Here is a 10,973-nt window from a genome sequence, read left to right as displayed (position 1 = left end):
CCCCCATAATGGCACAGTTCACGGTAATCAATGGGAGAAACACGCCCAATGCGTTGTACAAATCTGGGAAGTATTTGTCCAACACCATTTCGAGTATTTGCACAAGCGCCGCTATAACACCGATGTAAGTCAACAAGCCCAAAAAGCTCAAATCAACTTCAGGATAGCCTGCCCATGCCAACGCACCTTCTTTTAATACGTAGGTATAGATCAAGTTGTTCACTGGAACTGTAACTGCCAACACGACGACAACCGCAATGCCAAGCCCCATAGCTGCTTGAATCTTTTTTGATATCGCCAAGAACGTGCACATACCCAAAAAGAAAGCCAGAGCCATATTCTCTACGAAAACAGCCTTGATAAACAGGCTCAAATAATGCTCAACCATTAGAAAGCCTCCTTAACACGATGCGCTGACATCTTATAATCCGGCGCTTCGATCTGATCTTTCTTCCAAGAGCGCAATGCCCAGATAAAGATACCGATCAAGAAGAATGCACTTGGTGGCAACAACAACAAGCCGTTCGGTACATACCAACCACCATCATTCACAGTTGCAAAGATCTCAACTCCAAACAGCTTGCCCGCGCCAAGTAGCTCACGGAAGAAAGCAACGAACAGCAAAATCACAGCGTAACCTAGGCCATTACCAACACCATCCAAGAAGCTCATTCCTGGACCATTCTGCATTGCGAATGCCTCTGCTCGACCCATTACAATACAGTTTGTGATGATCAAACCAACGAAAACAGAGAGCTGCTTAGAAATTTCGTAAGCGTATGCTCGAAGAATCTGATCGACAACAATCACAAGCGTTGCGATGATCGTCATCTGAACAATGATTCGGATATTCGAAGGGATCTGGCTACGAATCAACGAAACAGCAAGATTGGCAAGGCCAGTAACCGTGCAGACTGCAAGGCCCATAACCACCGACAATTGCATGCTTGTCGTAACCGCTAGCGCTGAACAAATACCAAGGATTTGCAGAGCAATAGGGTTGTTACTAAATACGGGCTCAAATAGAACCTCTTTAGCGGATGCTGTGCTCACTTCATGCCCCCTGACGTAATTTATTCAAATATTTCTGAAAGCCGTGCTCTCCAGTCCAGTACTGAACTAAATTAGTCACACCACGACTCGTAAGAGTTGCTCCTGAAAGACCGTCAACCTTGTACTCAGCATCAGGCTTAGAGCGATCAACGGCTCCCTTGAGAAGAGCGAGCTTAGGCTCATCCGACTCATCAAGGTCATACACCTTCTTGCCGGGCCATAAGGCCTTCCAATTTGGATTATCAACCTCTCCACCAAGCCCCGGTGTTTCAGCATGCTCATAGAAGCCAAAACCAACTACAGTGTTTGCATCCGCTTCAAGCGCAAGAAAACCATGTAGCGTTGACCAAAGACCGTATCCACTGACAGGCAAAATAATGGTCTTCAGTTCTTCATTTTCACGAACTAGATACACCTTGGCGAAGTCAACACGACGCTTTATGCTCGCAATGTCCTCCTCGCTAGGAATCGAGTCAGATAGCTTTGGATCCTTTTGTGCTTTACGTTGATCATAAGCAAGGGCTGTTTGCTTTCCTACAACACTCGGATCTACATATTCGCCAGTATCGAGATCCACTAATCTAGCGTCGATTTTCTCAAACTGAGCTTCGATCTCGTCTTTACTTGCACCGGAAGGTAAAAGTCCGGCTGCTGCGAGAATATTCGCTTTTAGGTTAAGCGCTTTATTCTCTTGCTGGATCGGCTTAAGCGCAACCACAGACCCAGCCACGATCAGCGAACAAACCAGACACAAAAGAAAAGCAACTGTGAAGGTTTTACCCATAGTTTCTTTGCTAGACACGAGCTAACCTCCTTTTGATATTCGCCTGTACGACCAAATGATCAATGTAGGGTGCAAACAGGTTTGCAAATAGAATTGCCAGCATGATCCCCTCTGGGAAAGCAGGGTTCACGACGCGAATAAGTACAGTCATCACACCAATCAAGGCTCCATAGAACCACTTACCCGTATTCGTCATAGATGCTGAAACAGGGTCTGTCGCCATGAAAATCATACCAAATGCAAAACCACCGATTACAAAATGCCAGTAAAACGGCAGGCTAAACATTGGATTTGTGTCCGAACCAACCATATTGAGCAAGGTTGACATCGCGACCATACCAAAAAACACACCAAGTACAATTCGGAGCGAAGCTATACGCGTAGCCAAAAGCACCGCACCACCAATCAGGATCGCTAAAGTAGACGTCTCGCCCATTGAGCCCTGAACGGTCCCAAAGAAAGCATCCAACCAAGTGATATTGCCAGCAATAATTGCATCAGCACCACCACTTGCTGCAAGACTTAGTGATGTAGCACCAGAGAAGCCGTCAACCGCTGTCCAAACTGCATCTCCCGAGATCTCAGCTGGGTAGGCGAAGTACAAAAAAGCACGGCCGGTTAGCGCTGGATTCAGGAAGTTTTTACCCGTGCCACCAAAGATCTCTTTACCGATGACAACACCAAAAGAAATCCCTAAAGCGACCTGCCATAGTGGCAAGTCAGGTGGGCAGATCAATGCGAACAAGATTGACGTAACAAAGAAACCCTCATTAACCTCATGACCTCTAACCGAAGCAAACAAGACCTCCCAAAACCCACCAACAACGAACGTTACTGCGTAGACTGGCAAGAAGTATGCGGCCCCGTATACAAGGTTGTGCCATAAGTTAGCAGGGTCATGACCAATGAATAACAAACTATGGAAATCGGTTGGTATGGACGCCCCTGCAGCAATTGCAGAGTTCGCCTGAAACCCGATATTCCACATACCGAAAAACATGGCTGGAAAAGTACACATCCAAACGGTGATCATAATTCGCTTAAGATCAACGCCATCACGAACGTGGGAGTTTGCGCGAGTTGTACTAGAAGGCGAATAAAAGATCGTATCGACCGCTTCGTACAGTGCGTAAAAGTTTTCGTATTTTCCGCCTTTGTGGAAATTCGGTTCAATAGAATCTAAGAAGTTGCGTAAGCCCATATCACCCCTCCTTCTCAATGCGAGTTAGGTTAGCTCGCAAGATTGGCCCATACTCATACTTACCAGGGCATACAAATGTACAGAGCGCCAAATCCTCTTCGTCTAACTCTAGACAACCAAGTAACTGAGCTTGTTCTGTATCCTCAACAATGAGCGAGCGCAATAATTGAGTCGGCAAAATATCCAACGGCATTACTCTTTCATACGCACCAATAGGCACCATAGCTCTCTCACTACCATTGGTAGTCGTATTGAAGCTAAACTGCTTACGTCCAAGTAGCTTTGACAAGTAAATATTCATTACGGAAAACTTACTAGCACCAGGAGAAAGCCAGCCAAACAATTCTCGCTCTTGCGGTTCAGGGATAACGCTTATCTGAGAAGCGTAACGCCCAAGAAAATCAACAGAACCTCGTGCAGTGCGGCCACCAAACACCGAGCCGCTGATCGCTCGACACGCGTCGTTATCGCCTTCGCCCTTAACAAGCTCACTCACACAAGCACCAAGCTGTGTACGAATCAGGCGTGCCTTAGACACTCCCTCACCTGCAATTGAGACAACTCTCTCTGAAGGCAAAGTTCCCGTCTTGAATAGTTCTGCAAACGCAATGACGTCTTGGTAAGAAATACTCCAAACCGTTTTAGCACTACTGACTGGATCCAAGTAATGAATATGCGTACCAGCGTTTCCAGCTGGATGAACGCCCGAAAACTTCTCGATCGATACCTGAGCACTTGAAGGGACATCTGGCTCTTTTCCCGGCTCGCAGCAAACAAATACGCGACCATCAGTAAGCTTAGTCAGCAACGTAACCCCTTGAGCAAAAGCTTCCGCCTTTTCAGCAATCACAACAGAGGGATCCGCAGCAAGAGGATTGGTATCCATCGCTGTAACAAAAATCGAGTTCGGAACGCTGTTGATCTCAGGTACTTTGCTAAAAGGTCGCGTACGCAGAGCTGTCCAAAGACCAGATTTAACCAAATTCTCGGCAACTTGCTCGCGTGTAAGCGAATCAAATGATGCTGAATCGTGCTTTTCAAACTCAACAGCTTCATCGCCTTCAATTTCTACGACGATAGACTGAAAAACACGTCGTTCACCACGATTAATTTCAACGACTGTTCCACTCGCTGGCGAAGTATAGATGACCCCAGGGGTTTTCTTATCTTCGAACAGTAGCTGACCACGCTTAACCTTGTCTCCGATCGCAACGGCCATAGTTGGCTTCATTCCGACATAATCGAAACCAACAATACCCACTCGACTGACAGTTTTTGTGTCCGCTATCTTTTGTTCTGGTGCACCAGTAATTGGAAGATCGAGGCCTTTATTAATTTTGACCATTAATCCCGCCTAAGCTTAAACAAAATGAATTTTCCACCTTACCTCTGCCTTGGATACCATTGGATCCAAGAACCCTTTGCACGAAATCAGCCGCGCCGACTTATAAGTAACGAGAAGGTGAACCAAAAAATCGCGCCAATTATAAAGACGCGTCCTCTATTTTGCTACTAGATAACGAAAAATAGAGCATCATTATGGCGCACGACGCCAAAACTATAGTCAATCATGCACTACATGCAATGCTTTGTTAGCTTGCAACACCAATAAAAAAGCCCGCTCATAGCGGGCTTTTTTTGCCTAGAACGAGACGTCTAAGATCTGGCGGGAAAAGAAGGATAGGTAATTCCAGCCATCTGATTAGCGATACGCACTACTTGAGCACTGTAACCAAATTCGTTGTCGTACCAAACATAGAGAATGACACGCCCATCATTTGCAATTGTGGCCTTCGCATCAACGATACCTGCACGACGGTTACCAACAAAATCGCTCGAAACGACTTCTTCAGAATTGACGTAATCAATCTGCTTAGCCAAATCAGAGTGCAAACTCACCTCACGAAGATACTCATTGATCTGATCAGCAGTCGCCTCTTTCTCGATATTAAGATTCAAAATAGCCATCGAAACATTTGGCGTAGGAACACGAATCGCATTACCCGTGAGCTTACCAGCCATCTCAGGTAGCGCTTTCGAAACTGCCTTTGCAGCACCGGTCTCCGTAATGACCATATTTAATGGAGCACTTCTTCCCCGACGACTACCCTTATGGTAATTATCAATCAGGTTTTGGTCGTTGGTGTAAGCATGCACCGTTTCAACATGACCGTTCTTAATGCCAAACTCGTCGTTAATCACTTTCAAAACGGGCGTAATCGCATTTGTAGTACAAGACGCTGCAGAAAGAATGGTGTCTGAACTTTCGATCGCAGAATTATTGATACCATAAACAATATTTTTGATATCACCTTTGCCCGGAGCAGTTAGCAACACTTTGGATACACCCTTTGACTTAAGGTGCAAACCAAGACCATCTTCATCTCTCCAAATACCTGTGTTGTCAATAACGATAGCGTCGTTAATGCCATACTCTGTGTAATCAACCTGATCTGGGCCGGGAGAGTAGATAACCTGAATACAATTACCGTTAGCGATAATCTGATTCTTGTCATTATCAACAGAAATAGTGCCCTCGAACGGACCATGAACTGAGTCTCGGCGAAGCAAACTTGCCCTCTTCTCAAGATCATTACTAGCGCCACCCTTGCGAACGACAATAGCCTTTAAGCGAAGATTTGTACCTCCACCAGCCTTCTCGATAAGTATACGAGCAAGCAAACGACCAATACGACCAAACCCGTAAAGCACCACATCATGCGACTGACCAGCGCTATCTGAGCCCTTGCCAACTACGTCAGCTAATTCAGCGCGAAGGAACTCTTCCAAACTCGCTCCGCCCGCTCTTTCTTTAAACGCGACAGCCAGCTTGCCAATATCGACGCGCGCATGACCAAGATTTAAGCCAGACATCACCTTAAGTACTTCTAGAGAATCGACCGCAGACAACTCTTTGTTTTCAATCTGGCGAACAAATCGGTGCGATTTGAGCAAACCAATGACAGACTGATTGATAATGGCTCGACCGTAGACAGAAGTAACAACATTGTTCTCACGATACAGGCGTCCAATTAAAGGAATCATATCCTCCGCTGCAGATTCTCGTTCAGTCCAATCGTTGAAATGGCTTTGAATGCTCTCGTTGCTCACGCTTCACACCTCTTATATATGTGCGCTCATAAAAATAGGTCGCGTATTATCCTGATAAACAACCAAGATAGCAATAAACCCTCCTTACGCAAAAAGAATAATAATAGTACGCAAACGACTCAGCCTTGCTAAACTGAAGTTGTACGTCTGCTATAGAACAAGAATCGGATACATATTCAGGCAACTAATCAGGGAACAACGTGGCAACGACAAGCGCACTCGTGGTGGATGATTCATCGACATCTCGCACCTTACTAACCAAGATCCTAAAAAAAATGGGTATACATTGTGAGCAGGCCTGCTCCGGCGAAGACGCTCTGTCGCAACTCGCTTGGTTTCACCCTGATTACATATTCTTGGACCACTTAATGCCCGGCATGGATGGATTTGAGACGCTGAAACGCATTAAATCAGAAGAACAAACGAAACATGTTCCAGTCATTATGTACACGTCACAGCATGCGCACAATTACTATGAAGAAGCGCATCGCCTGGGTGCAGCAGGGGTCATCTCGAAACAGATTGATCGGGACAAACTGTATCTCATGCTAGACCGGCTTTGCTCAACTAAACCCGAACAAGCCGACGACGTACCTACTGTGTTCAACGAAGTACAAAGCTCTCTTACTAAAACGGTCGAAAGCGAATCAAGCAACTCAAAGCTATATGCTCGAATATCGACACTAGAGACCGCCTATGAAGAAATCCACGAAGAGAACCGGAACCTTAAGACCGAGCTCGCTAAATTGGCAACGAATCAGGCCGAGATGACAAGCAAGCGCCTCGACCTGGCTTTGCCACAAGTTGTGATCGTTGTCTTTCTGGCTTTTTCGCTTTTTGCCTCTACATTTGCATGGCTGACGACTCAAAAAATAGAACAAGGCTTCACGAATACTCAAATCCAGATGCAACAAGTCAACGAACTGATCGATGAGATCATTCTTTTACTTGAGCATGACGAAGCAAAGTAATTCTGGGGAATTAATTGAGTAACCATCACTTAAGAAAACTCTGCCAAGACAGCAAGTTCTTGATTATCGATGACTTTGAGAACTTTCGAACCTCTCTTAGGCTAATGCTTACAAGCTTCGGGGCCGCTTTCGTTGACACCGTTGCAAATGCTGAACAAGCGTTAAATCAAAGCAAGTACGAAAGCTACGATGTCATGCTTTGTGACTTTAATCTTGGCGAAGGTAAAAATGGCCAGCAAATCCTTGAAGAACTTAGAATCAAAAAGAAGCTAAAGCGCACGCATCTATTCATAATGATCACTGCCGATACATCGAAGGAAGCAGTGCTCGGCACTCGAGAATTTCAACCAGATGCCTATGTCGCCAAGCCAGTGACACGTAACATGCTCGAAGAGCGTCTCACTCAACTGCTTGTTCAACAAAGAGCACTTAAACCCATCAATCGAGAGATTGATCTCGAAAACTACGCTAAAGCCATCAGCCTTTGCCAACAAGAAGTAGACAAGGGATCTAGATATCGCTCCTGGTGCCTCCAAACGATGGCAGACCTATATAGAAAAATGGGCGATAGCAGCAGCGCCCAGAAAATATACAGCGAAGTTCTGACAAATAGACCTATCGATTGGGCAAAAATTGGGCTAGCGAAGACGCTGTTCGATACTAGCCAATACGAAGAAGCCAAGAGTGTCTTTTCATCCGTCATCGAGCGATCTCCATTCCTCGTTGAGGCATATGAGGGCATAAGCGACAGCTGTGTCCGATTAGGACAAAGAAAAGAGGCTCAAAAAGCACTTCAAGAAGCGGTCTCCATCTCGCCCAGAATGGTTCAAAGACAATCGAAGCTGGCTAATCTGTGCGTAGAGAACAATGATTTGAATGCCGCTAGCGATGCTTTTCGAAAGGCCGTTACATATGGTGAGGGAACTGTTCACGAAACGCCTGATTTATACTTGAACTTTGGTAGATGTTTAAGTGATCTTGCCTTGGGAGATACCACCGAAAAACAGTCTCTTCTCGCCGCTGAAGCCAACGCTCAACTGGAAACAGTTCTTGATAAATTCTATTACGAAGAAGAGTCGTGCCATTGTGCAAACTTAGTCAAAGCAAGGGTTTTAGTGGGCCAAGGCAAACTAGAAAACGCCATCGAACTCATCGACGAAGTTCAATCCCTTACAGATATCGACAAGCTGAGCGCCGAGCTTGGAATAGAAATGAGCCGAAGTTTGTACACAGCAGGAAAACAAGACGAAGCTCAATCGCTGCTGATTGACCTGTCTCAACGCTTTGAAAGTGACCCATCTGCCTTAGCCAAAATTGAGGCCGTGCTTGATGAGCCAGAACCTCTAGAAATTAGAGTCAAAGCGAAGAGCCTAAACAAAACGGGAATTCAACTATTCGAAACTGGCCATTTACAAGAAGCGATCGAATCCTTCACAGCCGCCGCAGCCCTCACCCCAAAACACGCTGCATTGAACCTTAATCTAGCGCAAGTCGCGCTTCGCTTGCACCAGCAAGACTCTGATGCAAATGCCTTGTCCATTGTTGAGCAATGCGTTGATCGAATAGAGCACATCCCCAGACAGCATAAGCAATATCGCCGCTTACAACACATTAAACACACGCTCAGCAGAGCTCGTACGGAGGCCTAAAACATGCCATCTAATCATACCGACAACGCTGACTTCTCTTTGATTCTCGCATCGTCAGTCCATGACATGAAAAACTCTCTTGGCATGCTTCTGCATTCGCTCGAAGAACTCTGTCAGAAGCTACCCGAAGATAGCGAAAACAATCTAGGAGTCAGCACTATCCGCTACGAGACGGAGCGCGTTAACAATGACCTTATTCAGCTTCTTGGGGTCTACCGCTTACATAAGAAAATGCTCTCAGCTCACCTTGATGAGCACTATTTAGATGACATCGTGGCGGAGCAGCAAGCGCAGTATGGGAATGTGTTCGAAGCAAGGAACATAAAGCTGAGTCAGGACATATCGAGCACAGCTTCGTGGTATTTTGATAGGGAGCTTGTATCAGGCATACTGAACAACGCAATTAACAACGCGAGCCGTTATACCAAAAGCGAGATCTTAGTTGCGGCACGAGAAGTAGAGATTTGCGCACACCCCTACATTGAAATTAGCGTGCACGACAATGGACTAGGCTACCCTGAATCCATCTTAAAGCTCGAACCAAGCGATATTCAAAACAACCTTAACTTTAAAACTGGAAGCACTTCACTAGGCCTGTACTTCGCATCTCAAGTAGCTGCGCTGCATCACCAAAATGAGAAACAGGGCTACATCGCCCTTGAAAACGGAGGCAAGCTTGGAGGGGGTGTATTTAATTTGTATCTGCCGTAACCAAGATGACGTAAACGCCCCGCTAAGCCAAATCAATAACGACTACCATGTGGCCTAATGGTGTAATTTGACCCAGGTGCAAACTCGACATCTGTCATATAGATACTGCCAAATGTCGCAGGGCCATCGCTTCCCTTAACACGAATATTCTCCATGTTAATTCGGTCCACCTGAAAACCTGTATAAAAGCGCACACCTCCATCTTCAAGCAGCGAGATAGTGGGAACGCCCTCAAACCGGCGAAAACCCTCCATCGAAATGTCCGCTTCTATTCCGCTCGACAATGGACCAATACCCATAACGGTAGTGACGGTATCCATCAGTTCATACGCCACCTGCTCATCATTTTGCTGTTGATCTTCATCATCGTCGTCATAATCATGTTGAAGCCCTGCCCCAACGGCATCATGACCATAGTTCATGAACGGAATCGCGCTTAGCGAATAAGGCCCCTGCGCAGTAGCATCGCTCATCTGCTCATCGGAGAGTGCAACCAATCCCGAAGGCAGATCTGCAACGTGTTCAGAAATATTTACGCGAGTGACAGGTATCGAAGGTTTCGCGACCACTGTAGCCGCCATTCCGGAAGCTGCATGGAGCGGTGCACACACCGCAGTAGCAATTGCACCAACTTTACGCAATAACGACTGCCTTTTAAGCGCCCTATTTAACTGCGCATCTGAAATCCAACCATTTGAGAGAAGAACCTCTCCCAGTCGCTTCCCAGTTCTGCCTTGCTCAAGCAAGGCCTGATCAAGCTGCATCTCCGTGAGCTGCCCTTTGTTGATCAAAACTCTCCCCAAACGGGAATTATGTTGCGGAACTTGCTGCATCGGTTGCGACCTCGACGATAATGTTAAAAAGAGCAAAAGTTTTCGGTTGTTAGAATTTGGTCTAAAAACAGCTTTCACACCACATCAAAGAGTTATGTCTTGTAAAAGGCCTGTAACCGTTTGAAATAACGTGAACGAAGGCTCACTTTGATTTGAGCTTATAGGGCTTTAAAATCAGCGCTTCAATAAAAAACTAGGTTCAGATCATGCTTACTCGAGTTACAAAAATTTTCTTAGCGATATCGTTCACTCTTGGTTCAATGACAGCGATCGCTGAAACCATAGCGACAATAAAAACAAACAAAGGCGCTATTGAGGTGGTTCTTTACGACAAAAAAACGCCAAAAACCGTTGCTAACTTTATTGAGTACGCGAATTCGGGGTTTTATAACGGCACGATTTTCCACAGAGTCATTCCTAACTTCATGATTCAGGGTGGTGGCTTTGAAGCCAATATGGTCAAAAAAACACCAAAAGCACCGATCATAAATGAAGCTCAGCCCACCATCCAAAATGCAAGAGGCACATTGGCGATGGCACGCACAAATGACCCAAACTCTGCAACGTCTCAGTTTTTTATTAACTTAGTGAATAACAACTTTTTGAACAAAAGCGCCGCTCAACCGGGCTACGCCGTTTTTGGTGAAGTGACTAAGGGAA

The 10,973-nt window shown here is 45.8% G+C and carries 11 protein-coding genes; 4 read left to right on the top strand and 7 right to left on the bottom strand.

Annotated elements, in window-relative coordinates; genetic code table 11:
* The 6 genes from A3751_RS10240 to A3751_RS10215 form a co-directional block, all read right to left on the bottom strand.
* Positions 1–388, bottom strand: a 388-nt coding sequence (locus tag A3751_RS10240; protein ID WP_304439019.1) for an Rnf-Nqr domain containing protein, incomplete at its 3' end; no start/stop codon positions are given.
* Entirely contained in the window at positions 388–1,053 is a 666-nt protein-coding gene (locus A3751_RS10235; RefSeq protein ID WP_068455338.1) for an NADH:ubiquinone reductase (Na(+)-transporting) subunit D, read from the bottom strand. The genes A3751_RS10235 and A3751_RS10240, both read right to left, overlap by 1 nt.
* A gap of 1 nt (position 1,054) precedes the next feature.
* Positions 1,055–1,855 carry a Na(+)-translocating NADH-quinone reductase subunit C gene (locus tag A3751_RS10230; protein WP_231871952.1) on the bottom strand — a complete coding sequence of 267 codons (801 nt, stop codon included), beginning with the start codon at positions 1,853–1,855 and terminating at the stop codon, positions 1,055–1,057.
* The gene (locus A3751_RS10225) at positions 1,848–3,038 is read right to left on the bottom strand and encodes an NADH:ubiquinone reductase (Na(+)-transporting) subunit B (RefSeq protein ID WP_068455335.1); all 1,191 of its coding nucleotides are present in this window, start codon (positions 3,036–3,038) and stop codon (positions 1,848–1,850) included. Before A3751_RS10225 ends, A3751_RS10230 begins: the two co-directional genes overlap by 8 nt.
* A gap of 1 nt (position 3,039) precedes the next feature.
* Entirely contained in the window at positions 3,040–4,383 is a 1,344-nt protein-coding gene (locus A3751_RS10220; RefSeq protein ID WP_068455331.1) for a Na(+)-translocating NADH-quinone reductase subunit A, read from the bottom strand.
* 311 nt (positions 4,384–4,694) lie between these two features.
* The gene (locus A3751_RS10215) at positions 4,695–6,149 is read right to left on the bottom strand and encodes a glyceraldehyde-3-phosphate dehydrogenase (protein WP_068455329.1); all 1,455 of its coding nucleotides are present in this window, start codon (positions 6,147–6,149) and stop codon (positions 4,695–4,697) included.
* A gap of 200 nt (positions 6,150–6,349) precedes the next feature.
* Here A3751_RS10215 and A3751_RS10210 point away from each other — a divergent pair, with 200 nt between their 5' ends.
* Genes A3751_RS10210 through A3751_RS10200 form a run of 3 tightly spaced genes read left to right on the top strand, consistent with a single transcriptional unit; the run spans position 6,350 to position 9,480 of the window.
* Positions 6,350–7,120 carry a PleD family two-component system response regulator gene (locus A3751_RS10210; protein ID WP_068455325.1) on the top strand — a complete coding sequence of 257 codons (771 nt, stop codon included), beginning with the start codon at positions 6,350–6,352 and terminating at the stop codon, positions 7,118–7,120.
* A gap of 14 nt (positions 7,121–7,134) precedes the next feature.
* Positions 7,135–8,769: a tetratricopeptide repeat-containing response regulator gene (locus A3751_RS10205; RefSeq protein ID WP_068455321.1), complete on the top strand. Its 1,635-nt coding sequence runs from the start codon at positions 7,135–7,137 to the stop codon at positions 8,767–8,769.
* Between the two features lie 3 nt (positions 8,770–8,772).
* Positions 8,773–9,480, top strand: a complete 708-nt coding sequence (locus A3751_RS10200) for a sensor histidine kinase KdpD (RefSeq protein WP_068455318.1) — start codon at positions 8,773–8,775, stop codon at positions 9,478–9,480.
* Between the two features lie 32 nt (positions 9,481–9,512).
* Here A3751_RS10200 and A3751_RS10195 read toward each other — a convergent pair whose 3' ends face one another.
* Positions 9,513–10,313 carry a hypothetical protein gene (locus tag A3751_RS10195; RefSeq protein ID WP_068455316.1) on the bottom strand — a complete coding sequence of 267 codons (801 nt, stop codon included), beginning with the start codon at positions 10,311–10,313 and terminating at the stop codon, positions 9,513–9,515.
* A gap of 206 nt (positions 10,314–10,519) precedes the next feature.
* Here A3751_RS10195 and A3751_RS10190 point away from each other — a divergent pair.
* Positions 10,520–10,973 (top strand): peptidylprolyl isomerase (locus tag A3751_RS10190; protein ID WP_082863178.1); only part of this gene is annotated, 454 nt, incomplete at its 3' end.

The sequence above is a fragment of the Oleiphilus sp. HI0080 genome (genome assembly GCF_001635135.1).
The sequence above is the reverse complement of the archived record's forward strand: the minus strand, read 5'-3'. Positions and strand labels throughout refer to the sequence as shown.